The sequence below is a fragment of the Methylobacterium nodulans ORS 2060 genome, assembly GCF_000022085.1.
GTDB classification, from domain to species: Bacteria; Pseudomonadota; Alphaproteobacteria; order Rhizobiales; family Beijerinckiaceae; genus Methylobacterium; species Methylobacterium nodulans.
In genome coordinates this window covers 355,472-379,992 of the sequence record NC_011887.1, presented here as the reverse complement: position 1 = coordinate 379,992, position 24,521 = coordinate 355,472, and the positions used below count along the sequence as shown (strand labels likewise).

The window sequence follows — 24,521 nt, the reverse complement described above, 5'->3', positions numbered from 1 at the left end:
CACCGGCGGATCGCCGCCGGTGCGCACACGACAAGGGGTACGAACGACGGCCGCAGCTTTCCGCCTGTAGGCCTGGGGAGGATGGCATGGACGCTCGGCAACACTGGCCGATGACTCATGGCGAACCGCAGGTCGGCGTCAGGGAAGCTTGGTTGCTCGGGCAGCCGGGCCTGCAAGACTTTCTGGACTACGTCGAGGATCATGCAGTCGGCGTCGCCGCCCTGTCCCGCTCGGCGTTGGTCGATGAATGGCGCGCGGCCAACGACTACTACCATCACCTGGAGCTCAACGAGGCGGGTGCGGCGGATGCCATCGAGGTCCGGGACCTGGATCCCACTTGTGCCGAGCTGGCCGACGCGGTGCGGGCGGATCCCCGCTACCGGCGCGCCTTCGACAAGGTGCCGACCCGTTTCGCAATGGTCGAACTCGACCGTCTGGTGGTGGCGCAATCCCATATCGATCTCGACCATGCGGACCGGCTCCAAGCCCGCGCCGGAGATCGTCTGAATGCGCAAGCCCTCTTCCGCTTCTGCCAGCCCCTCGGTGACTTCGAGGCGCCCGTTCAGATCCGGCAGGCCGGCGCACGCCGGTACCTGTTCGTCTCGGCTTCCTCGGATCTGCGCTTCCACGAATGTCTGCTGCTCAAGCCACAGGACCTGGCCAACCACGCCGCCTTCGGCTCGGTGAGTGGGGCCGTCGGGCTCATCGTCGGCTTCGGATCGAACTTCCTCAGCGTCGTCCAATCCGAGTCGCGCCTGCTCCTCCACAACGGCCACCATCGCGCCTACGCGCTGCGCGCCATGGGCGTCCGGTTCGCGCCCTGCATCATCCAGACCGCGACCCGTGGCGAGGAACTCGGCCTGCTCGCATCGAGCAAGGTCATGGCGTCGCCGAGCTTCTACTTCCGGGCGGCGCGGCCACCACTCCTGAAGGACTTCTTCGAACCGCGGATCCGCAAAGTGCTGCAGGTCCGCAGAACCTCGCAGGTCATCGAGCTGAGCTTCGAGGTGAAGGACTATTCCGTCAGGTCTCTCGACGACGCATAGGCTGATCCATGAGCCAGGATGGATCCGACTCCGAACTCGCTGCCGGCCAGAAACAGCTTCCCATCCACCGCGAGTCGCTGTTCCGGGCGGAGGTCCTGGCCGAAGGGCAGGCGCAATGGCTCGGCACCGTGCTCCTGGAGCCGCGGCTCACCCATTGGATGTTCGCGCTCTTTGCATCGGCGGCAGTGATGGCGATTGTCCTGCTGCTCGTCTTCGGCTCCTACACGCGCAAGGCGCGCATCAACGGCTGGCTCGTGCCGGAGCAGGGCGTTGTCCGGAGCTTCTCCCCGCAGGCCGGCGTGATCACCGAGGTCCTCGTGCAGGAAGGCATGGCGGTTCGGAAGGGCAGCCCGGTGCTGGTCATCTCGACGGAGATGCTGAGCAGTGCGGCCGGCGCCACCCGGCAGGAGGTCGTCCGGCAGCTGAAACGGCGCCGTGACAGCATGATGCAGGAGAAGAGCGTTCAGGTGAGAGTGTTCGAGAACCAGATCAACGATGCCCGCAAGAAGCTGGACATCCTGAGCGCCGAGCGGAAGCATCTGGAAGTGGAGGTCGGCCTTCAGAAGACCAAGATCGAGATGGCCGACAGGACGGCGGTTCGCCTCCGCGAGTTGCGCAAGCGGGATATCGTCACCGCCCCCCGGCTGGAGGAGGCGGAGAAGGAACGCCTCGACGAGGCCGCCAAGCTCCAGGCGCTGGAACGCAGCCTCGCAACTCTGGAGCGCGAACAGGCCGAGGCGTGGGCGACCCTGCAGGCCGTGCCGCTCCGCCGGCAGATCCAGGAGAACGAGAGCGAGCGCAGCGTCGCGGCGCTGGAGCAGGACCTGATCGAGGCCGAGGCGCGGCGGGAGATCGTCATCACGGCTCCTCAGGATGGCACGATCACCGGCCTTCAGGCCGAGCCCGGCGGCAACGCCACCACCTCGATTCCTCTCTTCGGCATCGTGCCGTCCCGGTCCAAGCTGCAGGCGCAGCTCTTCAGCCCGAGCCGCGGCATCGGCTTCCTGCGCGCCGGGCAGCGGGTGCTGCTGCGCTATCAGGCCTTCCCGTACCAGAAGTTCGGCTTCTACGGCGGGGTGGTGACCACCGTGTCCCGCTCCGCCCTGAGCCCGGCGGAGCTCAACCAGACCCTGGCCGGACTGACGGCGTTGTTCGGCAGCAACGAGCCCATCTATCGCGTCACCGTCGAGCTCGATCGCCAGACCGCCGTCGCCTATGGGCAGGCCGTGGCGCTCCAGCCCGGCATGCAGCTGGAGGCGGACGTGCTGATCGAGAGCCGCCGCCTGATCGAGTGGGTGCTCGAACCTCTCTACACCTTGAGCGGATCATGGCACGCGTAAGCGCCTTGGAGGGCCTGAACCTCGGCTGGGGCCGCCGCGTCCCGATGCTGCTCCAGACCGAGGCGGCCGAGTGCGGCCTGGCCAGCCTGGCCATGGTGGCGAGCTACTTCGGCTATCAGACCGGGCTGTCCGAACTGCGCCGCCGCTACGGCATGTCGCTCAAGGGCGCGACGCTGAACGAGCTGATGCGGATTGCGGACGAGCTCGGCTTCGCCACCCGTCCCCTGCGCCTGGAGATCGCGGAGCTCGGGCAGCTGCGGCTGCCCTGCATCCTGCACTGGGACCTGAATCACTTCGTCGTGCTCCAGAAGGTCGCGCGGGGCAGTGCCGTCGTGCACGATCCGTCCGTCGGCATCCGCCGCATCAGCAAGGCGCAGCTGTCGCGCCACTTCACCGGCGTGGCGCTGGAGCTGTACCCGACCGACCGTTTCGTGCCGGCCACGGCCCCGGCGCGGATCCGGGCCCTGCACTTGCTCGGCCGCACCGTCGGCGTGAAGCGGGCGCTGACCAATCAGGTCGTTCTGGCGCTGGCCATCGAGGTCTTCGCCATCATCAGCCCGCTCTTCCTGCAGTGGGTGGTGGACCATGCGCTCGTCACCGCCGACCACGACCTGCTTGTCACGCTGGCGCTCGGCTTCTCGCTGTTGCTGCTGATCCAAACCGCCGTGACGGCGATGCGCAGCTGGATGCTGATCGGGCTGAGTGCCACACTGAAGATCCAGTCGCGCGCCAACCTGTTCAGCCATCTCATCAGCCTGCCCGCCACGTTCTTCGAGAGCCGGCATCTCGGGGACGTGACCTCCCGCTTCTCGTCTCAGGAGACCATCCTGCAGGTCGTCACGACCGACCTGGTCGAGAGCATCATCGACGGGATCATGGCCGGGATCACGCTGGTGATCATGGTCCTGTTCGCGCCCGACCTCGCGGCCGTGACCGTGCTGGGCGCCCTGCTCTATGCGGGGCTGCGCTGGGCCTCCTACACGCCCTTGCGCGAGGCGTCCGCCGAGGCGATCGTGTGGTCGGCGCGGCGCGACAGCCACTTCCTCGAAACCCTGCGCGGCATCCGCACCATCAAGCTGTTCAACGGGCAGGAGGAGCGGCGCGCGCACTGGTTGAACCTGCTCGTCTCCACCACCAACCGGCAGCTCTCCGTCGAGCGGCTCCGGTTCCTGTTCAAGACGGCGAACGGGCTGCTGTTCGGCTTTCTGAAGATCACCATCATCTGGCTCGGCGCACGCCACATCATGGCCAACACCATGTCGGTCGGCCTGCTGCTGGCGTTCCTCCTGTACAAGGATCAGTTCATCGAGCGCGTCGCGGAGCTGATCAACAAGCTGGTCGACCTGAAGATGCTCCGGCTGCATGCGGAGCGCCTGGCCGATATCGCCCTCACCGAGCCGGAGCCGCGCAGCCCGGTGCGCCTTCGGCCGGAAGGGAGCCACCCGCCGCAAGCGGTCGAGCTGCGCCATGTCAGCTTCCGCTACGGCGAGCACGAGCCCTGGATTCTCGACAACGTCAGCCTGCGGATCGAGGCCGGCGAGTCGGTCGCCATCGTGGGGCCCTCCGGCGGCGGCAAGACGACGCTGCTGAAGATCCTCTCCGGCCTCGTGGCGCCGACCCATGGCGAGATCCTGGTCAACGGCGAGCCGATGAGCCGGATCGGTCTCCAGAACTACCGCGCCATGCTCGGTGTGGTGATGCAGGACGACCAGCTGTTCGCCGGCTCGATTGCGGACAACATCAGCTTCTTTGCCGAGCAGCCTGATCTGCCGCGGGTCGTCGAGTGTGCGGATCTGGCGGCGGTGCACGCCGACATCATCCAGATGCCGATGGGCTACAGCACGCTGATCGGGGACATGGGGACGATGCTGTCGGGCGGTCAGAAGCAGCGGGTGCTGATCGCTCGCGCCCTGTACCGGCGGCCCGGGATCCTTCTGCTGGATGAGGCGACGAGCCATCTCGACGTGGATCGCGAGCGGGCGGTCAACGCGGCCCTTGCGGCCGCCTGCGTGACGCGCATCGTGATCGCGCATCGGCCGGAGACCATCCGCGCCTCGGGCCGGGTGATCACCCTGTGCAACGGCAAGGTCTCCTGCCATCGCGCGGACGAGGCGACCGAGCTGCACGAGCTGCACCTGCCCCCAGCCACCCCTCTCACCATACCGAATACTGATGTCCCAGCTTGCCGAGGTCGAGTTCGCCGTTGCCAGCGAAAACGTACGAAACGCCGTCGGCGCGGAGCCCGGCGAGGTGCGCGTCGGGCGCTTGCTCGGTCAGGACGGCTACGATGAGGTCGCCCTCAATGGCGGTGCGACTTCGGGCGATCTTGCTCCGAGGACCGAGCACCACGCCGTAGGACTTGGCGCCCCGCGTTCCAAGGCTCCCGCAGGAAGCGCTTCTCCGGAGAGGCGAAGTAGGCGTTACCATTTTCGTGCTCCTGGCCGGTCATTCGCTCGATCAGCCAAGTGTCGCTCCTGTAGAGGAGCGGTTGTCTGTGTCTGAGACATTGCAATTGATCGAGAGTGCGAGAGGTAGTGATGAGTGCTGAAGTAGCCGTTAAGCAGCCGCATTCGGAATTCGACAGGTGGAAGACGTGGGATGCCTTCATCGAACAAAGGGCTGATCCAGGCTTCCGGCAGCTGTCGTGGTACACGTCGCTGCAGGTCGCTCGTGGATGGGAGCAGTTCGGGACGGTGCTGCGGTACGGAGACGCCATCATCGGCGGTGCAATGGTTCTCGCGCGCTCATTTGCTCCGGGCAAGTGCTACTATATCGTCCCTGACGGCCCAATCTTCCTGGAAGAGGACTCGCCTTCCGAGCAGGAGCAGGTCTTTCGTACGGTGATGTCATTCATCGAGCGCAAGCGGCAGACCGAACAGCGGGTGGTCAGTCACCTGTGCATCAATCCACGGTGGGAGCACGTGCCGGAATTCGTGACGGGATTCCGGAAATCCAGCCACTACTATGGCACTCCCCGTGATACACTCTATATCGATTTGACCTCGTCCGAGAGCGCCATCTTGGCTCAGATGAAACCGAAAGGCCGGTACAACATCCGGGTCGCTCAGCGGTATGGCGTGTCAGTCGTCGAGGACGTCTCCTCCAAGGGGATTGAGGACTTTTTGGCCGTTTACCGAGAGACTTTCGACCGCAGGAGAAAAGATGGACGCAGCTCCGGCTACTTTCATAACTTGATCCCAAGGCTTCTGGCTGCAGACCGTGGTTCGATCTTCTTTTCAGAATACCAGGGGACAAGGATCGCGACGGCGCTGGTGGTATATAGCGGCCGCATGGCAACGTACTACTATGGCGGCTCACGGGACGTGCACCGCAACGTGATGGCGCCATATCTGCTCCACTTCGAGATCATGCGGACGGCAAAGAGCCGCGGCTGCCTCTCCTACGATCTGTTCGGTGTGACCCCGCAGGGCGCGCCGAGCGACGGTTGGCAGAACTTCAGCATCTTCAAGCGTAAGTTTGGCGGGCGGGAAGTTCGCTTCGTGCCCACGCTCGAGCACATCTACGATCCCGCCGCATACCAGGAATGGAAGGAGGCTGAGGACGAGTAAGCCGTTTCGGCCGGTGTGGCGCTCACGTCCGCAGGTATTCAGGAACGAACGCGAAACGAGCGGACACAACTCACCTTATGGCGGTGACTCCAGTGATCGAATGCAGTAAGTTCTCACGGCGGATCTTCGCTAGCAACTTCGCCAATTGCATCCGACCGTTTTCCGAACATCCGAGCAGGGTCTTGGGGCGGCTTTCGGCTACCAGCGACTGGTGTGCAGAAACCTGCCCTCACCTGAGTGCGTTCAGGAAACGAGGAAAACCGCACACTCAGGCGTAAGATCATGAAGCAAACCTTGTTCGCCATCGCCGCTATGGCCAGCTCCTTGATCATCCTTCCTGCGAGCGCCGATGCGCGACCCGTCGGATTCGGTGCGGGCGGGTACCACGGCGGCTTCGGAGGCGGTGGATTCCGGGGCGGAGCCGGCATGGGAGCTGGAGGTTTCCGCGGTGGTGCTGGGCTTGCGGGCGGAGGCTTCCGTTGAGGTAGTGCGCTAGGCGGCGGGGTCTTCCATGGTGGCGGAGCCGGTCTAGCCGGAGCGGGCGGCTTGAGCGGCGGAGCCGGGCTTGCCGGTGCGGGCTTCCGGGGCGGCAGAGTCGGACTGGCCGGCAATGGCTTCCGAGGCGGCAACGCACTCGCGGAGGGAGGCGCCCGCAGCGGCTTCGGCGGCTACCGTGGTGCTGGATTCCGGGGCGGTTTCATCGGCCATCGCGGTGGATTTCATGGCAGGCTCCGCTTCGGATACCGGCGTGGCTATGGGTACGGTGCGCTGGGTGTAGGTTTCGGGCTTGGATTGGCCGCAGGCAGTCTCGGCTATGGCTACGCGGGCGGCTACTACCCTGATTATTACTACGGCGGCTACGCACCCGCAGGTTACGGCTACGAAAGCGACGCGGTTGTGCCGGCCTCCGGTGAGGCGACCGTAACGGTAGATCCGGTCGCAGCTTGCGCGCAGCGGTTCAAATCCTATGACCCTAAGTCAGGCACGTACCTTGGGTATGACGGACGCCGGCATCCTTGCCCATAGTGATGCCCGCGCGCCCTGCATATCGGAATGCAGCTTACGCGCCAGCAGTGCTCTCGCGCGAACGGCCGAGGAGAGTGTGCCGGAGCACAGCCGCTCTCCTGGCTGAGGCCGGTTAGAGGGCAGGAAGGCGGATCCCCGGCGCCGGCGGAATCTAAATTCCGCCGCCCTCTCGCCCGGTCCTAGGTGGAGGGGGGAGCGGTCGATGCTCATGATCGCCCTGTAGCTGCATCCGTAGCAGCGCACGGACGCAGTGGTATTGTCCTCCGCCCGCAGATCGCCGATCGTCGGCGCCCGGATCTCGCGGCCGTCCGCGTCGTAGGCGCGGCGGGGAGTGGATCGTCTCACTGGCAAGCGCGTGGTGGTACAGACAAGGAGGCCAGATGGAGGAGGGCTTCGTCGAAGGTAGCTTGCAGGCCGCCAACTGGACGGAACGCGCCATCCTGCCATTGCTCAAATGCAAACCACGCGCTGAACCGCCCGTCCGGTTCCATCATGTGCCAGCGCCGAACTCTGCCGATCAGCGCGTCATCGCAATAGACCCGCTTCTCGCGCGTGGCGGCATCGCCTTCGTAGTGCCAGCGCTCGTCAGTGTGTAGCGGCATCATGCGCTCCCTTTTCTTGCTTTTGGGCCGCACTATTGCCGGTTTCAGAACCGTCTGCCGATGCTCTTAGGGGGTATCTCGATCAGCGATGCGCCTGAGGTTGAGCGGTTCGCTGATGGTCGGTGTCCCGGCAGCGCCGCGGCGGGCTTTTTGCAGCATGTAGCCTCACTCGGCGCTCAATGAACAAAGGTTAATGTCTCGCCGCAATCAATGTGCTGACAGTGCAGTGCTTCATGCCTCATTGAAGCCCCAATACTGAGCCCGCGAGCTTCGGCTGCGCGGACTCATTTCGTTTCAGCGCTTCTCATCCGGCCACGGCACGTCTCGCCCGACCACCTTGTGGTGCGCCGGCAGCGGGCCGGACGCCCTCATGCCCCAGCCGGTCTCGGCATGGATCTGAGCATAGTGGGCGAGCATGTCCCGGCGGACCTCCGGTCGGCGCGCCCCGCAGCGGGAGCAGCGCAGGCGGAAGGCGAAGCGAACCGAGGACAGATCATCCGGGAATCGATCCGTCGCGATGACGGCGCGGTGCCGGCAGCCGGTGCGCCGGCAGTAGACCTCGACCGTGGTGATGCCCTCGGCGCGCAACTCGGCCGTGGTGGAGGGCGGACCATCTCCGTCGTCTCGGTCGCGGCCGCGGCGCATGGGTGCCTCCGGGGCTGCCGGTCGTTCTCATTCTGTTCTAGCATCGCTCCGCAAGTGAGTCTTGCGTGGATGGAAGGGAGCCGATGCCGATGGCCGGTGCGGATGCCACCCTGCAGATCGTCTGGGCGTGCGATCACAAAGGGGAGGTGCGAGCCTGGGCGCTGCCCTATGACGGGCAGGTCGAGGTCGAGGGCACTGCCATCACGGTGGTCTATGATCCGTCGAACGGCACGCGGAGCTGGACGGCTGTCGTGATGGATGGAGACCAGCCCACCTCCATCCTGGAGCCCAACGACATTCGGACGCTCGCTGAGCGCTACGAACTGCGGGACTGGAGTGACAAACGCTACGTGTGACGGCTCACGCGGGCCTCGCCAGCAGGATCGCTGTCCGTACCGCTATGCGGCCCGGCACTGAGAGGGGTGGGTTCGAAGTGTCAGATTTCGACCACTAACGCGTTGGATGAGGGGCGCCATGCCAGAGATTGAATATAAATTTTACGGAGACTTCTCTGATATCCCGACGCTCGAGACAGTCTGGAAGGCGGTCGAATCACCCCATGTGTTCCAGACCTATGAGTTTGTCAGTAGTTGGTTCTCAATTACGCACCATTGTCAGCGCCCTGCCGTGGTCATTGGATATGAGCAGGGGGTGCCGTTTGGAATCCTTCCCGCCTGCGTTATCAAACGCAACCAATTTCGGATACTCTCGTGGGCTCCTGTACCGCTTGTGCTGGACTACGGCGATATTTTGTTCAACACGGATGCGCCAATTCGTCCAGAAGAGTTCATGAGGAGAGCCATCGATCTCGCCAAGGAATCGGCCTCTTGTCGAACCACGGCCTTTTACCACGTGCGAGAGGACGCCACCTGCTACCCCTTTCTCCAGCAGCGGTTTCTCCTGGCGAGTAGAACCATTGCACCCTACCTCGTTGCGGGCCAGCCATTCGAGGCGACTCTTCGAAAGGTGCGCGAGGCTAGGAGCAACCAAAAGGCAAATTGCGAAAGAAACATCAAACGCCTCAAAGAGATGGGGCAACTCAATCTGACGATTTATCGCGAGAGCTCGGACGATGCAGAGCGCGCTCTTGCTTTTATATTCAAACACAAGAAGAAGCAATTTAGTAGAACAAAAATAATGATTGACTATACCGATTATAAGAACTGGTACATTAGACAAATCAGAGAAAATAGAGATGCATTTGTTGCCTGTTTGACGCTAAATGGGCTGCCGATCGCAGGACTGTTTGGCTTCTTTTGGAAAGACCGTCTGTACTATCTTGTTCCAGCATATGATGTCGAGTTCAGGAGGTATGCTCCGGGGAAGGTCTTATTCTATCTTTTGATAAAACGATACTCAGAATATATTAAGATTTTCGATCTTGGTATAGGAGATGAAGGGTACAAGCTCCAGTGGACAATTCAGTCTTGCGATGTTTTCTCCTTTATTGAGCCCACTGTTATTGGCCGGATTGTCTACAGTTCAGCCCGGGTTATTGCGTTCGCCGCCAGCCAGATCGCTCGTCTCAAAACTTTATGGACAACATTTGCGCCCATGCGTCGCATTCGATCAGCGCATACTCGGCAACTCTCCCCGCGGTCCTGTTCAAGACCTTCTACGGCTGCAAACCCGATCCCGGCTGGATCGCAGAATGCGCTACTCGCGCCGCCATCCTTGACGATATCCGCAAGATGCCGATGGGCCTCGAGACGCTCGTCGGCGACATGGGCTCGACCCTCTCGGGCGGACAGAAACAGCGGGCGATCCTCGCCCGCGCCCTTTACCGTCGCCCCGACATCCTCTTCCTGGACGAGGCGACGAGCCACCTTGATGAGCCAACCGAGGCTGTCATCGCTGAAGCGCTACGTGCGCTCAATATGACCCGCATCATCGTCGCGCTCCGGCCAGCCACCATTGCCCATGCTGATCACGTGCTCGGTTTCGGAGGAGGCGAAACCCGTTCGCCATCAGCACAACTCGCTCTGGTGCACCAAACACCTGGTGCTCCGCGACCGAAGCGAAGGAGATGAAAGCAGTCCTCACCCTCACGGTAGGCGGGAACAACGTCCGGTCAGCATCTGGCAAGCCGCTGCGCAATCCCGCCGAGGCAGTCCCGGCACGGCTCGCTCAGCACCGATGCTCGCGAATGTCGCCGATCGTGCGGCCTGTGTCCGAGGTCGGAGGCCACCAGAGCGCGGGCAGGACGGCTTCCACCCTGTCCTGCGGGTACTGCGCTCTGAGAAACCAGAGCGCTTCGGCTTGAGAGGTCGCCCGGACCGTGATCGGCGGCCGGTAGCCGCCCTGAGTACGCACGCTACCGATGAAGAGCTTGGCCATCATGAGTCTCCAGCTCTGTCGGGCATGAGGGTGGGAGAGGCCGCGCACGCGAGCGCGGCCCAGCACTGGATACGCTCAGGCTGGCGGACTGTTCCGCTCAGGACAGCGATTCAGCCCGCCCGGTCCCGCTGTGGCGGGCTTTTCTCGTCTGAGGCGTCAGAGGCTCTGGTTTCCATATACCGGCTTACGCGCCGGCGACGTCCTCGCGCGCGAGATGCCGGACCCGAATGGCTAGGCGCGGCCGGTCTGACTGACCGGGTACGTGCGTTATCCCTGGCCAGGAGGTCCGCTATGGCCGCCGACCAGATCACCCAGATCGAGGAGCACATCGCCCGCGACGAGCAGTGCCTCACCCAGCTGCAGGTGGTGATCGCGCGCCAGCACGCGTGGGGGTCGACTCCGTGAGCACGGAGCGCATCCGCGCGTACTTCGAGGACGACCTCGCGCTCCTTCAGGCCTGTCGCCGTCACATTCTGGGCACGTAGAAGGTACTGTGCCGTCCCACCCGCTCCAGCAGACCCGCTCGCGCGCAAGGACGATCCGGTAGCGCAGGAGAATGCGCCGCGCCGGCAGGTGTGGTTGTCTGCCCACCCATACTCTGCGTTTCGGACTTCTAATCCGCCCGGTTCTGCCGCGGCGGACTTTTCTCGTGAGGCGCGTCTCTCGTTCCGTACCGTCGACTGCTCCGTTGGCCTGCCACGCCGCTACGGTGTGTGGGGCGACTCACTCTCGCGGGCCTCGCCAGCAGGATCGCGCGCTTCACCACGCTCTTCCTCTCGCGGACGGTTGCCTCAGGCTGCGCGAGCGCCTTCTGCGCATAGGGATGCGCCTCGACAGCCGCGGCGATGTCCGGTTTCACCCTCTTGGCGATCTCACGCACGCCCGGCGCGGGGTCGGCGATGTAGGCTGCGGCTGCCGCGTTGATCTGCTCGCTGGTGATGCGCTTGAGCTTGAGCAGCTCGCCAATGGTGGGCGTGTCGGGCAGGCCGACGAAGTAGGTCGCGCACTTGCCTGGGGATGGCAGCGGGTCGGGGTGGTGAACACGGGTGCCCAACCCCGGCCCGCCGGTGATGGCAGCCGCATGCCGTGGCCGATTAGGCTGTGGCCAGCATCACAGCAACACTATGGCTGCGCTGCGGTCGCGTGCCCCTACGCTTTCGAGCTATTGCTGCCGCTCTTCAGGCTCACCTTACCTGACGCAGCCACGCCCGAACTCCCACACCGGCACACCACGATACTGCCCAGGCTTGTTCTTCCGGAGCGCCTCAGCGCCTGTCCGGCCAAGGCACGTCCCGCCCCATGATCAGCGGCTTGCCCGCCTCAGCCGACCACTCGCAGGCCAAGACCCATCGCTCATGCATGGCAGCGACGGGCTGCCCCTTTGTCCCGCATTTCCCAGATGCGCACGCCGTGGGGTGACCTGGAGGACCGAATTTTGGTTATCCTTTAAGGGAGCAGTCGGGATCAGCGGGGCTGGAGATGGACGGTGCAGCGGGTGAGGAAACGATGCCGCTCTCCGGGTCACGTTCGATCCCCGCCTGAAGCTGGAATTCCACGGTCCGAGAGTGACGTCCGATGCTGGTCTGCCCCCTTTTCGGGATCTTGATGATGCCCTTGGCCTGACTGACCTGGCCGCAGAGGTCCTCACCGACACCAGGACGGGCCAGAAGAGCCGCCACACGCTGACTGCCCAGCGATCTTCGGGCGGCTCGCCGGATACGAGGACGTGAATGATGCTGACCGGCTGGCGCATGATCCGGCCCTGCGCTGGGTGGTGGGTGGGCGGGCTGTGACGCACAGTGCGGCCTCCACCAGCCAGATGGGCCGTTTCGAGACCGAGGTGCTGACCCAAGAGGCAAACCTGTCCGCGCTCACTGACCTATCCGGGCGCTGGATCGACCGCGTTCATGCGCGTCGCCCGGTGAAGGGGATCGTGCTCGACCTGGACTCCAGCGTCAGCCCGACCTTTGGCGAGCAGGAGGGCAGCGCCTACAACGGCCGCTTCGGCTGCCCCTGCTATCACCCGCTGTTCGTGTTCAACCAGTTCGGTGATCTCGAGCGCTGCGCTTTGCGCCCCGGCAACGTCCACTCCGCCGAGGGCTGGCGGGAGGTCCTGGCGCCCGGGGTTGCCCGCTACCTGAACACCATAAAGCGGCGCTATTTCCGAGCCAATGCGGGCCAACGCGGTCCGGCTTCAGCTGCATGCGCTCGCGTACAACCGAGCGAACTTCTTTCGTACGCTCGTCCTGCCAGACGAGGGTGAGCAGTGGTCGCTGGCCACGCTTCGCGAGAAGGTGGTCAAGAGTGGTGCGAAGGTAATTGCTCACGCCCGCTATACGGTGTTCCAGATGGCCGAAGTGGCGGTGCCGCGCCACCTGTTCCGCCGCATGCTGGCGCTGATCGGTGACCTGCGACCAAGGCCGGTGGTGCGATGGTGAGCCTGCACGCGGAGGCGGTCACGCTGGGACCCGACGGGAGTAGTGCGTTCGAAGTCCCGCTCCGCGGGTGGAACGGACGGGGTCTGGCTGGCGCAAGCAGTAGCTCGGGTCGATCGAGCGGCTCAGTCGGCTCCTTGGTGCTGTTCAGAAGCCGTCCCTGGCATTACTCTACCCTTGAGTGTGGGAGAATGAGCCGTCTATCTGGAGAATGTTGGTTATCTGTCCCCGTGGGTTCCCGTTCGGCGATTTGCCACTGGTTTTGCCCCTCGTACGGCCCGAAGCAGGGAACCTCTACGCTCCCGCGTGCAGGGCAACCTTGAAAATATGGTTGGCTCGTTGATGATGGGTGCGGAACCGTACAGTTCCATGTGTGCCCCTGCGGGGGCAGTACCCTAGTGCTACTCGCCCTGCAGGTGCTGAACACGGACAGGAGGAACTCATGTCCACAGCATTCCGCGTAATTGTCGAAGGCAGCCAGGAAGTACCCCCGAATGGCTCGACCGCAAGGGGCACCGGGACGGTCATCTTTGACACTACGGCGCAAGCCGCGAGCTATTCGTTTCGCATCACAGGCGTTGATTATGGCCCGGCTACGGGTGGTCCGGCTCAGACCGAAACGCCCCTTGATGATGCCACCAGCACGCATTTCCACAACCAAGTGCGAGGCCAAAACGGGCCCGTTGTCTTCGGGCAGATCAACCCGGCCCAGGACAATGACGATCTTGCGATCGTGCCGAATGCGGATGGCTCCTGGACCGTGAGCGGTCGCTGGGAAACAACGGACCCGGCAAATGTCTCGATTGCCAACTTCTCCACCACGCTTGGTTCGGCCACGGTGGGGTCAGAGGTTCCGCTTTATTTCAACGTCCATACAAATCAGTTCCCCGCAGGCGAGATCCGAGGGCAATTGGTCGCGATTGCTGATGACAACAACAACACTGTTGTTGGCACGGCAGATGATGAATTGCTTCCTGGGCTCGGCGGCGATGACATCGTCCTTGGCCTCGTGGGGAACGATACGATCCAGGGGGGCGATGGCAACGACTTCGTCTCGGGCGGCTTCGGCGCCGACAGCGTCTCGGGTGATGCCGGCAACGACCTCGTCTTCGGTGACGATGACGATGACGTCGCGGATGGCGGGGAGGGCAACGACCGCGTCCATGGCGGCACCGGCGCCGATCGCGTCTTCGGCGCGGCCGGTGACGATCAGGTCTACGGCGAATGGGGCAACGACTTCGTCAGCGGCGGCGAGGGCCACGACTTCGTCTCGGGTGGCTTCGGCAACGACGAGGTGAATGGGGATGCCGGCAACGACCTGCTCTTCGGCGATGACGGCGACGATGCGGTCTCGGGCGGGGAGGGCAACGACCGCGTCTATGGCGGCACCGGCAATGACCTGGTGAGCGGGGATGCAGGGGCCGATCAGTTGTTTGGCGAGCAGGGCGAGGACGTGCTGCTGGGCGGGGCGGGCTCGGACTACCTATCGGGCGGGGCGGGCGCCGACCAGCTGTTCGGGGGCGAGGGCGCGGACCTGTTGTTCGGCAATGCGGGCGCCGACGCGCTGACGGGGGGCCTTGGGTCCGACGCATTCGCGTTCGGGCGCGGGGACGGTCAGGACGTGATCCGGGACTTCGTGACCGGGGGCGCGGAGCGGGACGTGATCGCGTTCAACAACGGCGCGCTCGGGTCGTTTGCGGCGGTGCAGGCGGCGCTGCGGCAGGAGGGCTCGGATGCGGTGATCGCCTACGGCACGGGCGACACGATCACGCTACAGAACGTTCAGGCCTCGAGTCTCACAGCCGACAACTTCAGCTTCAGTTGAGGTCTGAAGGCCGGTCCTGCTGGACGCTGGAAGGGATGTGACGGCGAATGCCCGTTCACAGGAGGGGTCGATGGCTGAGATCCATCATGAAATCAAAGTGCGTGCCGAGCCGGACCGAATTCGCGAAGCGGTGACTTCGCCAACCAGCTTGCAGGCATGGCATGGTGGACGGGTAACCGTTGCGGAGGGCGCCTTGCGGTTCGAATTCGAGGACGGCGCGCCGACTTTTCGCTGGGCGATCGAGCCAGCCAAATCGGGCACTGAGATCGTGTGGAGATGTCTTGAAGGTCCAGGCGACTCGGTCGGCACGGAGGCGTCGTTCAAATTTTCACCTGCCGACAAGGGGCGAACGCTGGTAGAATTTGTGCATCGGGGTTGGCCGCACACGGGCGGCAATTTCCGCAAATGCAACACTACGTGGGCGATCCTGTTGCATCATCTTCGCCAATACCTCGAGAGCGGCAAAGCCGACCCGGCGCTGAGAGCGCCGGCATAAATCTCCTGCATGGAGAGAGGCGATGCGTGCGCGCAAGCGAATGGTGGTCGGGATCACGGGGGCCACCGACATCATCTACGGCGTCCGCCTCCTCGAGGTCCTGCGCGTGCTGGACGTTGAAACGCATCTGATCATTTCGAGGGCAGGCGACATGACTCGCGCGCATGAGACAGACATGTCGTCCGCCGATCTTCGCGCCCTTGCGTCGCGGCATTACGGAATCGGTGAGATCGGAGCCGCCCTCGCCAGCGGGTCCTTCCGTCGATGGGCATGATCATCGCCCCCTGCACGATCCGGACGCTGAGCGAGATAGCAACCGGCGTCACCGACAATCTGCTGACGCGCGCGGCGGACGTGACATTGAAGGAGAGGCGGCGCCTCGTCCTTCTGGTGCGCGAGTTCCCACTGCACGCCGGCCAGCTCCGCAGCATGCTCGCCGTCACGGAAATGGGTGGAATCGTCGCGCCGCCGGTTCCTGCTTTCTACACACGGCCGAGAACGATCGGCGATCTCGTCGATCAAACGATCGGCCGCGTGCTCGATCTGTTCGCTCTCGACACAGGAACGTTCCCGCGCTGGGGCGAGACGATCTCGCTTTTGGCCGAACCCGAGCGCGACACCGCTTCGGCTCTCGTTGACGCGATAACAACCAAGTAGCCCGGAGGAGACAGATATGGACGCGACTCCGAAGTCCGCTCTGCGCCGCCAGCAGAGCATGCCTGAATTCGTTGCGGCGATGGAGAAGGCCGGTTTGCTGGTTCGTATCCCCGGCGAGAAGCGTGTCGACGAATTGCCCATGCTGATGGAGCAGCACTACGACAAGGCGATCTTCGTCGAGCGCATTCAGGATTGCGAATTCTCCTTCCTAGCCAACGCCTATTCCAACCACGCGCAGTACGCCTGGGCGCTCGGCTGTTCCCGTTCGGAAATCGGCAATGTGACTGCCGAGCTTGCGAAGGGCCGGATCAAGCCCAAGATCGTGGCGACCGCCCCATGCAAAGAGGTGATCCTCAAGGGAGCGGACGTGGACCTGTCGCGTCTGCCGCTCTTCCTGCATCACGATCGCGATGGCCACGCCTATATCAATGACAATCTTGTGGTGTCGAAGGACCCCGATACGGGGGTGACGGACTGGGGCATCTATCGGTCGATGTTTCGAACAATCAACGAAAAGAACTTCGACATGACCTGCGCCAGTCATCGCGGGCGGCTGAACGCGCTGAAATATCAGGCGCGCGGGCAGGACATGCCGATTGCGATCGTCCTCGGCGGGCCGACGCTGGACAAGATCGCGGCACTCGCTGGTGTGCCACCAGAGACCGAAGATTTTGACGTGCTGGGCAGCTTCTATGGTGCTCCGGCGGAGCTTGTGAAGTGCGAAACCAGCGATCTCTTTGTTCCCGCCAACGCCGAGATCGTCCTCGAGGGCGAGGTGATGGCGACAGAGGGATGGGTCTACGACGAAGGGCCGTACGGTGAATTCACCGGCATGTATGGCGGTGGCATGAAGCACAATCCGCGTGTCGTCATCCACTGCATGACCTACCGCAAGGGCGCGATCTACCAGACAGCCACCATCGGCGGGGCGCATCCGGGCTTCACCGACAACATGCTGCAGCTGCCGGCGGTCGAAAGCGACATCTATGGCGCGCTCTGCGCCGGCGGCATCCACGTGCTCGATGTGCGCTGCCCGGCCCCTGGCCTCTCCAACATCGCCTACGCGAGAATCAAGCCGCAGGGCGGCGGCGATGCCAAGCAGGCGCTTGGGATCATGCTCACCTGCTCGAAGCAAGGGCTGCCCAAGATCGCGATGGTTTTCGATGCCGACGTCGACATCTGGAATGACGAACGCATCGCGCAGTCGATGGCCTTCCGCTACATGCCCGACCGCGACACGATCATTATTCCCCAATGCAATACGATGTCGACCGATCCCAAGGTGGGCGATCCGGACAAGCCATTCGTTTGCTCCAAAATCGGGCTCGATTGCACCATTCCGCTGGTTGGTGACGTCGACCGTTCGGCCTACGACTGGTCCTCGGCCTGCGATCTCGGGCAGATTCCCAAGGGCGTCGTTTCCATGGACAAGGATGCACTGACGAAAGATATGGAGGTTTTCATTCGGGCGGCGCCGCGATCATGGAAGGAAATCCTCGAGCACTATCACGGACAACCGTATCGCCCGATCTACCAAGCGTTCAGCACGTTGAGGCCGCGGCTCGGCCGTCGCTCGGACGCGCCCTGGTACCGCTATGCTTTTCTCGACTCGGGGCTTGCCGATGCGACGCCGTCAGCGCCGAAACTCTCAAACCACGACCCGCGCCACCAGCCGCACTTCACGCCGCCGCCGCGTGCGGCAACCGGGGCATAGACGGTTAGAGGGAGAGAACAAGACCCTCAACCTGCACCCCGAGCCCATCCGGTGGTGAGCACTCACCCGGCTTTCAGATGGGGTGCCGCGAGATCGTTGAGTTCGCGCAACGCGCCCGTCACATTCGTGTTGTTGATCAGATCGAAGGCCGTATGGCGCGCGAGCCTGCGATTGGCCGAGGCATCAACGACGCCAACGCGGCCCTGAACCGTCCAGCAAAGGCGCATGCCGTCGGTCAGGGCGTTGGCTCCTCCGAAGAAGATCTCACTGGCGTCCGCGGTGTGCCATTTCCGCCAACCGCGGCCACGCTGGATCGCCCTGCTTAAAAGCGTCGTTCGCATTCTGTTCTCGCCGAGAATTGGCGCGCTGTAACTCAGCCCGATAAATCTGTCGAGGCGCCCGTCTGCGGCGGAAATGCTCCTGGAGCTTAGCCGTACTTGAGCGTTCGACCGAGAAGTCGGTCGGCAAACTTCAGGTTTAGCTTGGCCGTCGAATCAACTAAGCTTTGCGCATGACAACGCAGAGCGACACGGGCGCCCGCTTGCTGATTTATGGCGAGCGGCGGTGCTCCCGCCCCTCCGCGCCGTCTCTCGTGGCCTCCATGGCCGCGCTGGAGGGCATGCACGCAGCCGGGCTCCCGGGCATCGTCGACGTCATCTTGACGACCCGGGACGACACCACGCTGGAGGTCTCGTTCATCGAGACGCTTCACGAGCGCCAGAAGGGCCATGCGGGCCGGGCAATCGAGATCATCACGGAGGCGGCTGACGCCGCCGGGGTGAAGCTGATCCTCAAAGCGCAAGCCTGCCCCCCGAAGCGCGCGCGTCGGGTCCTCAGCACGAATGAACTCGTGCGGTTCTATGAGCGTCGGGGGATTCGCATCGTGTCCGCGGCCTTGGGCGGCGGCATCCTGATGGAGCGTCCACCCGAGCGTCGGATGCGCGTGGTCGGGCGCGCCGCCTGAGCCGCGGGTCCTGGCCGACACACGATGGCGCGTGATCCCTGAGGAGGCTATCGCCCTCGGGCCTTCGACGTTATCCAGTCGATCGCCAGCCCGCGGGCGGGGATCTTCCTGACCGCTTCCCGTGCCTGTTCAAGGGCTCGGTCGAGGTCCGGATCGCGCGCTGCCACCTCCTCGAGCCGGAGAAGACGGGGCAGGACCCTGGCTGCGATCTTCACCTTCGCCTTCGGCGGTGGGTTCTCGAAGACGGCGCGGGCTGCCACGTAGGCCCGCACGACTCGCTGAGCACGCTGAACTCCCACCGAAGCGAGCGCGGCGATCGCCTGCTGTAGCTCGTCGGACAGCTCAGCGGCCACCTTCAAGAGCAGAGCGGTCTGCCGGTCCTGGTGCTCGTCGATCACCAGAACCTCAGCGAGATCGTGCTCGGCAATGAGGAGAAGCTCCGTCGAGGTGTCGGCCAGGGTGGCCACCATCATGCCCGGGGATCCTCTCTGCCGCGATGAGCGAGACGGCCGTATAGGCCGAGTGTGCGCCTCCGGTCCCCGCCGCGCTCTTCACCAGAGCTCGACATCAGACCGCTGGGCTTAGCGTCGCGCCGAACGTGCCGCCCGACTCTGCCTCGAACTGGATCGCCCCGCCGACGACGCTGTCGCTGTCGCCAACAGGCGAGGCGACGGTTTGCCTGGACGGTTCAAGACCGAGGTCGTTGATGCCGCCCCACCGATGGACCTGACCGCGATCACCCGCCCCACCTAAAGCCCTCGATCAGCAAGGCCGTGGTCCCGCTCAGGCAGCAAGGGCAACCGTAGCGACGAACGCACAGGCACGGCAGCCGCTTGGTGAGCTCCAGACGGAACGATCCGGCCGTGTTCGACCCATGGCGGAGACGCATCATCCCGCACTAGGGTGTAGTGACAAATTAACTACCGAAGCCAGATTGCGATGGCGGCGAGCGTCACGAAGCCCATGTAGTTTTTCAGCAGCTTGTCGTAGCGGGTCGCGACGCGTCGAAAATCCTTGAGCCGGGCGAAAAACCGCTCAATCACGTTGCGTTCTTTGTACAAATCCTTGTCATAGGAGCGAGGATGGGTGCGGCCGCGGCGCGGCGGGATCACCACCTCGCTGCCTTGCGCCGTGATCGCGTCGCAGAGGGGATCGCCATCGTACCCCTTGTCGGCCAGCGTGAACTCAGCCGGGAAGCCCGCGATCAAGGCTCCGGCCTTGGCCAGGTCATGCTCCTGGCCGGGGCCGCCGATCAGCCGCACGGGATTGCCATGAGCATCCACCGCCGCGTGGATCGTGGTGCTCAGGCCTCCGCGAGACCGGCCCAACCCCTGGGCAGCCGCCCCCCTTTTGTCAGGCGGGCTCCCGCCGCCCGATGATGGGCACGAACAATCGTCGAATCAATCATCAGCCACTCGAGATCCGCGTCTTGGGCGAGACGGTCCAAGATCTGATCGAAAACACCTCGATCAACCAAGCGATAGTAGCGCCGCTTGATCGTATCAGATTGGCCAAACCGCTCCGGCAAATCCTTCCAGCGCCCGCCAGACCGGGCAAACCACAAGATCGCATCGAGAAACAAGCGGTTCTGCAAACGGGGACCGCGCTTGCCCTTGCGCCCGCCAGGCAGCAGATCCTTCACCCGCTCCCACTGGTCGTCTCGCAGGCCATCCTCAGCGCCGGTCATGCTCCATCTCCCGATCCGGCGCCACACCATCAGGCCGACCTTGCCTCAGCCTGACTTCCTTAATTGGTCACTGCGCCCTGGCATGACAGGCTCCGGCCGCTAGATCGTGGGGGCTGAGACCGAGTTGGGGACGCCGATGTACGTCGAGGGAGGATGGAAACCATCCTGGGAGCCACCACCCCGCAGGCCCCAACTCACGGAGCGCCAGGAGCGGGTGTTCCTGTGGCTCATCGCCCTGAACGCGCTGCTCTTGTTGCTCGCACCGATCGGCGGCGCGACCATCATTCACGCCGTCCTCGCGGTGCTGAGGCACGGTTAGGGCCCGAAGCCGATCAGCTTCACCACCTCAAGAGTGGTTGTCCACCCGTAGCCGTCGAGGCCGGTCTCCGGAAGGCCGAACTGTTCGGCCTCACGATCGGCGACATCGACCGCAGCCGAAGTGAGATCCACCTGGATGAGATGAAGACGAGCGGCCCGAGGAGTGGTTCTCTCGCCCAAGGTGTTGGAGGTGATCCGGGAGCTTCCGGCCGGCGAGCCTGCGGCTCCACTCGTGAACAAGCACGCCGGGATCGGCGGGGGTATTACCCACGCCCCTTGCGCGGAGCGGATTTCGCTGATTCTATCAGGGGATGGGCCGCAGCGAGCTTTAGCGCTTGAGTGAGGAGGCTGATTGAGCTGGTGCTGCAGCTGCTGCGCCCGCTGAAGACCTCACGCACAAGTTGGACCATGAATTTGGTGTGCTCGGCTTTCCTCACAGTAGCGGTAGCTGCATTCACAGTGTTCTGGAGTTGATATGCTGAGGCGGGGCCGATGGGGAATCATAAGCTTGTGGCTCGGCTTTGTGCTGTCATTGTGGATGGGCGGCGCAGTTGCCCAAGAAATGCACATTGCCGATTACACCAACACAATCCACCAGAAACGCTTTGCCAGCAAAGATGATAACGATGATTACATGCAGATGTTGCTGAGTGCAAGTGTCGACAACGTTGTCAGGGCAGCCAATCGTCTGATCGAGCGCGGAACGGCGGATTCGGAGGCGTTGGCGTATGCGTACGCCCAGCGATCAAATTTCTGGAAATCCAGCTCTGACGCATGGGCAGCTGCTGTCCGCGACTACGAGCATGCTGTGCAACTGAGCACGCAATGCAAGCCCTTCTACCTGGTAAGGCTAGGAGAAATCGTCGCCGAACGAGACTGGGGGCGGGCCATGAGTTACTTCGATCAGGCAATTACCCTCAGCCCCCAGGACCCCTATGTCTTCTTTCGGCGGGGCCGTCTGTACGGGAAAGCTCAGAAAAACGACTTGGCTCTGCGTGATTTTGATGAGGTGATCCGGCTGGTGCCGCATCGGCCGGCGGCTTACATTCAGCGGGCCGAGGTTTGGCGAGCGGCAGGAGACATAGATCGAGCGCTTCAGGATTATCATGCAGCGTTTGACCGGGCAGACTCCCAATTTATCAAGAACACGCAGTGGAATTTGCGAGACAAAAAGTTGTACCGACGTGAGCCCGACGGGAGCAACAACGATACATTTCGAGGGGCGGTGTCCGACTGTGTTAGAGATCGGGGGTGCACGGTGGTCTCGGGGTGGAGCGCCGAGACTCGAGACGATAGCCCTTAACCATTGGCTGGAACTGGTCGCCATCTTGGGCCTGTCGCAACGTTTTTCCACGCGCGGTTTGCGGGCGAATTGCGCTCTGCCGACCCTGCCCCGGCTCAACCAGAGGTAGGGTTTCGATCGCCTGAGAACCCAAACCGACAACCAGAAGCTGGACCGTGCCGAGTTCTCGCATAGCTCGCCCACCGGCCGGAAAAAGTTTGCGACAGGCCCGTTTGACCCTTGCAGAACCCGCTCGCGGCCCGAGATGCCTCCCTGTTCGGGCATCGACCGCAAGGAGCATCGGCTTTGTCGGTCAAGAATAGTGCTGCCGTACTTGCACTGGTGACGACGATCGCGGCGCCCGCCACAGCCTGGGCCTGGGGCATTCCTGGGTGCCCCAACCTCCCAGAATACAATCGTGCCTTGGGCGCCCTTCAGGGACTGACGACCTGCGGTATGACCGTTGAAGAGGCTCGCCGTGTCGTCGCGGCTCATGACGGCCCGGCAGCCGCAGATCAACAAGTGGCGCCGGTGCCACGCGCCCATCAGCGCCGCCACCGGAGGCCGCCACACCCCAGAGCAGCTCATAGTCGGCGAGATGCCGCACGCTAGACGGTTCGGTCATAACGTTTGCCTCCCTCGTGCCGGCGGCATTTGATCGATGCGCACGTACCAGCGTCCGCCGCGCTTCTCGGCGACACCGCTGAGACCCTGCTTCACGGCGCGGCGGCACCGCTGCGCAATCGTCCCCTTCTCGGCGCCGAGCAGCTGGGCAGCCTGCAGGGCTGTCACCCATTCCGGCCGCTCGGGCTCGCGCAGCGGGGGGATCGTGACAGCGGTCTCCGCAGCAGGTCTGTTTGAGGCATGCCCCTGGCGAACCAGCGCTGGGCTGGTTCATTACAGCCAACTTGACCATTCAAAGCGAACCGGCAATCAGTGAACCATTCAATACGAACCGATGGTGCACCGTGTTCGTTCGCGCCCTCCGCGCCTCCACCGACGAGCAGGACGCCCAGCGCGCCCGTGATCAGCTCCACGCCTTCGCCGCTGAGCGGGAGCTGCACGTTGCGGCATGGTACGTGGAGAACGAGAGTGGCGCCCGCCTGGAGCGCCCGGCACTGTTCCGGCTCCGCCGACGCCCACCCCGGCGACGTGCTTCTGGTGGAGCAGGTCGACCGCCTTTCCCACCTGACCTCCGGCGACTGGGAGTGGCTAAAGGCCGAGATCGCCGCCCGCCGGATCCGTGTCGTGGCGCTGGACCTGCCGACGAGCTGGATGATGGCAACGGGCTCCGCCGACGAGTTCACCGGCCGCATGTTCGAGGCGATACGTATCTCACTCAGGTGGCGCGCGTCGGCGTCTTTGCTCCTCGTACCGCGCTCAGCGCTCTTCCGTCTCCACCAGCATATCCCACTGCCGCGCTGTCTCCAGAAGTTGTGCGGAAGCGTCGGGGGCCGACAGATAAGCAGCTCTCTCGCGCGTCTCTTGAGCGCGCCGGCGATAATCGGCTGCTGCGTCAGAGCCATGCATAGACAAAACTAGCTCCCCTCTTGAATGCGCGGTCTACCCTCACCATGAACGGTATCGTTCACGCACACTATACGCCGCTACGGCTGCTTACGCGTCCCGCGGCGCCGCGCGCGAGGGCGAATGATGGTGTCCGGCATCGGGGCAAGCGCCTGCAGGCTGCGCCTCGCCAGCCCGTCAGCGGCTTTCTGCCGATAGGCCTTCACGTCCTCACGGGTGGCGCGGAAAGCGTGAACTGTTTGCTGCACAAGCGCTTGGATCCGCAGCCTGTTCTTGTGGAGGCGGCGGGTCTCTTCCATCGCCCGCTCTGCTCGAGCAAATAGTCCGTTGGCCATGGGCTCCTCCACACGAGTGAGAGGAACTCACCCAGGTTAACACCTCAGCGGTCCGCGGTCTCGTCCTTCTTGGCTCCCATACAGTGTCTTATGCGAATGGGCCGGCCCCACGCGCGCGAGGGGCGATACAGCCTCACGGTGGGCAGATACAACCTCACGCTAAGACTTGCGGGTGGGCGGGTCGGCAGCTTCGGGCGAGTGAGGTTTCGGCGTTAGCGACGGCGAAGGCGTGTCTTCCAGGGGAGGAGGTCCAGCCGGCGGCGGCGGTGTTTGTCCGCCCTCCTTCACCTCCCGATCATCCGACATGATCATTTCCCCGCTCGACACTCCGGAGATCCTCATGGACTGGCCGGGGTTGATGATGGGCTGCTCGACGGCATCGGTTCCGATCACCGCGAGCAGCTGGAGCGACTCCGCAAACTCGGTTGCTGTCTCAAGCGGCAGTCCCGTCAGCACACGCCCGTTCACCCGGACCGGCTCACCGGTCTGTTGAGCATAGACGCCCCAGCCTTCGCGTCCCATGCGCACCGTATAGCCCCGGTCCGGCATGGCGTTCCTCCGGTCCCAAGCTCTTGTCGGCTTGATCCAGGGCAACGCGCGGATTCCATGCTTGCTCCCGCGCTCCTCACGCGCGAGGGTCGGTCCGACAGCGCAGGTTATGGCACCGCGCCGGCAGGTGTGCTTGGCTGTGCTGGTCTGAACACGAGGATTCCCCC

The 24,521-nt window shown here is 63.7% G+C and carries 22 protein-coding genes and 5 pseudogenes; 16 read left to right on the top strand and 11 right to left on the bottom strand.

The genetic code is table 11. From position 1 onward, the window contains the following. Positions 1 to 86: 86 nt before the first annotated feature. From MNOD_RS40205 to MNOD_RS42280, 4 genes are all read left to right on the top strand, one after another. Entirely contained in the window at positions 87 to 1,046 is a 960-nt protein-coding gene (locus MNOD_RS40205) for a hypothetical protein (RefSeq protein ID WP_012631344.1), read from the top strand. An 8-nt stretch (positions 1,047 to 1,054) separates the two neighbouring features. Continuing rightward, complete coding sequence (locus tag MNOD_RS40200; protein ID WP_012631343.1) at positions 1,055 to 2,386, top strand: HlyD family secretion protein; 1,332 nt, start codon at positions 1,055 to 1,057, stop codon at positions 2,384 to 2,386. Further along, positions 2,374 to 4,677, top strand: a complete 2,304-nt coding sequence (locus MNOD_RS40195) for a peptidase domain-containing ABC transporter (RefSeq protein ID WP_012631342.1) — start codon at positions 2,374 to 2,376, stop codon at positions 4,675 to 4,677. Before MNOD_RS40200 ends, MNOD_RS40195 begins: the two co-directional genes overlap by 13 nt. A 246-nt stretch (positions 4,678 to 4,923) precedes the next feature. Beyond that, positions 4,924 to 5,955 (top strand): lipid II:glycine glycyltransferase FemX, encoded by a 1,032-nt coding sequence (locus tag MNOD_RS42280; RefSeq protein WP_012631341.1) that lies wholly within the window; start codon positions 4,924 to 4,926, stop codon positions 5,953 to 5,955. Between the two features lie 528 nt (positions 5,956 to 6,483). On the opposite strand, the gene MNOD_RS50465 is transcribed toward MNOD_RS42280, so the two are convergent. Next, the gene (locus MNOD_RS50465; protein WP_012631339.1) at positions 6,484 to 6,678 is read right to left on the bottom strand and encodes a hypothetical protein; all 195 of its coding nucleotides are present in this window, start codon (positions 6,676 to 6,678) and stop codon (positions 6,484 to 6,486) included. Between the two features lie 174 nt (positions 6,679 to 6,852). Here MNOD_RS50465 and MNOD_RS50460 point away from each other — a divergent pair, with 174 nt between their 5' ends. Then, positions 6,853 to 6,981 carry a BA14K family protein gene (locus MNOD_RS50460; protein WP_341874514.1) on the top strand — a complete coding sequence of 43 codons (129 nt, stop codon included), beginning with the start codon at positions 6,853 to 6,855 and terminating at the stop codon, positions 6,979 to 6,981. 341 nt (positions 6,982 to 7,322) lie between these two features. On the opposite strand, the gene MNOD_RS40180 is transcribed toward MNOD_RS50460, so the two are convergent. Both MNOD_RS40180 and MNOD_RS40175 read right to left on the bottom strand, forming a co-directional pair. After that, positions 7,323 to 7,586: a hypothetical protein gene (locus MNOD_RS40180; protein ID WP_050783638.1), complete on the bottom strand. Its 264-nt coding sequence runs from the start codon at positions 7,584 to 7,586 to the stop codon at positions 7,323 to 7,325. A 291-nt stretch (positions 7,587 to 7,877) separates the two neighbouring features. After that, entirely contained in the window at positions 7,878 to 8,228 is a 351-nt protein-coding gene (locus MNOD_RS40175) for a hypothetical protein (RefSeq protein WP_012631337.1), read from the bottom strand. An 83-nt stretch (positions 8,229 to 8,311) separates the two neighbouring features. Between MNOD_RS40175 and MNOD_RS40170 the strand changes: the two genes are divergently transcribed. The 3 genes and pseudogenes from MNOD_RS40170 to MNOD_RS40165 all read left to right on the top strand — a co-directional run. Continuing rightward, positions 8,312 to 8,584, top strand: coding sequence for a hypothetical protein (locus tag MNOD_RS40170; protein ID WP_043754086.1), 273 nt, complete (start codon positions 8,312 to 8,314; stop codon positions 8,582 to 8,584). Positions 8,585 to 8,690: 106 nt separating this feature from the next. Next, a pseudogene (locus MNOD_RS50455) lies at positions 8,691 to 9,623 on the top strand (GNAT family N-acetyltransferase); the annotation flags it as partial. A 230-nt stretch (positions 9,624 to 9,853) separates the two neighbouring features. Continuing rightward, positions 9,854 to 10,258 (top strand): annotated as a pseudogene (locus MNOD_RS40165) (ATP-binding cassette domain-containing protein); the annotation flags it as partial. Between the two features lie 97 nt (positions 10,259 to 10,355). Here MNOD_RS40165 and MNOD_RS40160 read toward each other — a convergent pair. Together MNOD_RS40160 and MNOD_RS50450 are read right to left on the bottom strand one after the other, a co-directional pair. Continuing rightward, on the bottom strand, positions 10,356 to 10,565 hold the full coding sequence (locus tag MNOD_RS40160) for a hypothetical protein (protein ID WP_012631334.1): 210 nt from the start codon (positions 10,563 to 10,565) through the stop codon (positions 10,356 to 10,358). Between the two features lie 613 nt (positions 10,566 to 11,178). After that, positions 11,179 to 11,619 carry a hypothetical protein gene (locus tag MNOD_RS50450; RefSeq protein ID WP_012631332.1) on the bottom strand — a complete coding sequence of 147 codons (441 nt, stop codon included), beginning with the start codon at positions 11,617 to 11,619 and terminating at the stop codon, positions 11,179 to 11,181. 484 nt (positions 11,620 to 12,103) lie between these two features. Between MNOD_RS50450 and MNOD_RS42485 the strand changes: the two are divergent. The 5 genes and pseudogenes from MNOD_RS42485 (at position 12,104) to MNOD_RS40135 (ending at position 17,692) form a co-directional block, all read left to right on the top strand. Next, positions 12,104 to 13,003: pseudogene (locus MNOD_RS42485) on the top strand (transposase). Positions 13,004 to 13,442: 439 nt separating this feature from the next. Continuing rightward, complete coding sequence (locus MNOD_RS40145; RefSeq protein WP_012631331.1) at positions 13,443 to 14,825, top strand: CHRD domain-containing protein; 1,383 nt, start codon at positions 13,443 to 13,445, stop codon at positions 14,823 to 14,825. Positions 14,826 to 14,895: 70 nt separating this feature from the next. Continuing rightward, positions 14,896 to 15,321, top strand: coding sequence for an SRPBCC family protein (locus MNOD_RS45345; protein ID WP_012631330.1), 426 nt, complete (start codon positions 14,896 to 14,898; stop codon positions 15,319 to 15,321). A 22-nt stretch (positions 15,322 to 15,343) separates the two neighbouring features. Then, a pseudogene (locus tag MNOD_RS40140) lies at positions 15,344 to 15,978 on the top strand (UbiX family flavin prenyltransferase). 16 nt (positions 15,979 to 15,994) lie between these two features. Beyond that, positions 15,995 to 17,692, top strand: a complete 1,698-nt coding sequence (locus tag MNOD_RS40135; protein ID WP_012631329.1) for a UbiD family decarboxylase — start codon at positions 15,995 to 15,997, stop codon at positions 17,690 to 17,692. 62 nt (positions 17,693 to 17,754) lie between these two features. On the opposite strand, the gene MNOD_RS40130 is transcribed toward MNOD_RS40135, so the two are convergent. Then, positions 17,755 to 18,033, bottom strand: coding sequence for a hypothetical protein (locus MNOD_RS40130; RefSeq protein WP_012631328.1), 279 nt, complete (start codon positions 18,031 to 18,033; stop codon positions 17,755 to 17,757). A 260-nt stretch (positions 18,034 to 18,293) separates the two neighbouring features. On the opposite strand from MNOD_RS40130, the gene MNOD_RS40125 reads away from it, so the two are divergent. Beyond that, entirely contained in the window at positions 18,294 to 18,656 is a 363-nt protein-coding gene (locus MNOD_RS40125; protein ID WP_244424879.1) for a hypothetical protein, read from the top strand. A gap of 47 nt (positions 18,657 to 18,703) precedes the next feature. Here MNOD_RS40125 and MNOD_RS40120 read toward each other — a convergent pair whose 3' ends face one another. The 3 genes from MNOD_RS40120 to MNOD_RS50235 all read right to left on the bottom strand — a co-directional run bounded on the left by MNOD_RS40120 (position 18,704) and on the right by MNOD_RS50235 (position 20,793). After that, on the bottom strand, positions 18,704 to 19,129 hold the full coding sequence (locus MNOD_RS40120) for a hypothetical protein (RefSeq protein WP_012631326.1): 426 nt from the start codon (positions 19,127 to 19,129) through the stop codon (positions 18,704 to 18,706). Positions 19,130 to 19,576: 447 nt separating this feature from the next. Beyond that, a protein-coding gene (locus tag MNOD_RS45340) for an IS5-like element ISMno18 family transposase (protein WP_085985018.1) occupies positions 19,577 to 20,343 on the bottom strand; the annotation gives its coding sequence in 2 pieces (ribosomal slippage) (positions 19,577 to 19,998 and positions 19,998 to 20,343; 768 coding nt in all). A 315-nt stretch (positions 20,344 to 20,658) separates the two neighbouring features. Continuing rightward, entirely contained in the window at positions 20,659 to 20,793 is a 135-nt protein-coding gene (locus MNOD_RS50235) for a hypothetical protein (RefSeq protein ID WP_280113515.1), read from the bottom strand. Between the two features lie 376 nt (positions 20,794 to 21,169). On the opposite strand from MNOD_RS50235, the gene MNOD_RS40100 reads away from it, so the two are divergent. Together MNOD_RS40100 and MNOD_RS40095 are read left to right on the top strand one after the other, a co-directional pair. Continuing rightward, positions 21,170 to 21,964, top strand: a complete 795-nt coding sequence (locus MNOD_RS40100; protein WP_244424878.1) for a tetratricopeptide repeat protein — start codon at positions 21,170 to 21,172, stop codon at positions 21,962 to 21,964. 947 nt (positions 21,965 to 22,911) lie between these two features. After that, positions 22,912 to 23,272: pseudogene (locus tag MNOD_RS40095) on the top strand (recombinase family protein); the annotation flags it as partial. 278 nt (positions 23,273 to 23,550) lie between these two features. On the opposite strand, the gene MNOD_RS40090 reads toward MNOD_RS40095, so the two are convergent. Both MNOD_RS40090 and MNOD_RS50445 read right to left on the bottom strand, forming a co-directional pair. Beyond that, positions 23,551 to 23,805, bottom strand: a complete 255-nt coding sequence (locus MNOD_RS40090; RefSeq protein ID WP_012631320.1) for a hypothetical protein — start codon at positions 23,803 to 23,805, stop codon at positions 23,551 to 23,553. A gap of 159 nt (positions 23,806 to 23,964) precedes the next feature. Then, positions 23,965 to 24,354 (bottom strand): hypothetical protein, encoded by a 390-nt coding sequence (locus MNOD_RS50445; RefSeq protein ID WP_012631319.1) that lies wholly within the window; start codon positions 24,352 to 24,354, stop codon positions 23,965 to 23,967. Positions 24,355 to 24,521 lie beyond the last annotated feature (167 nt).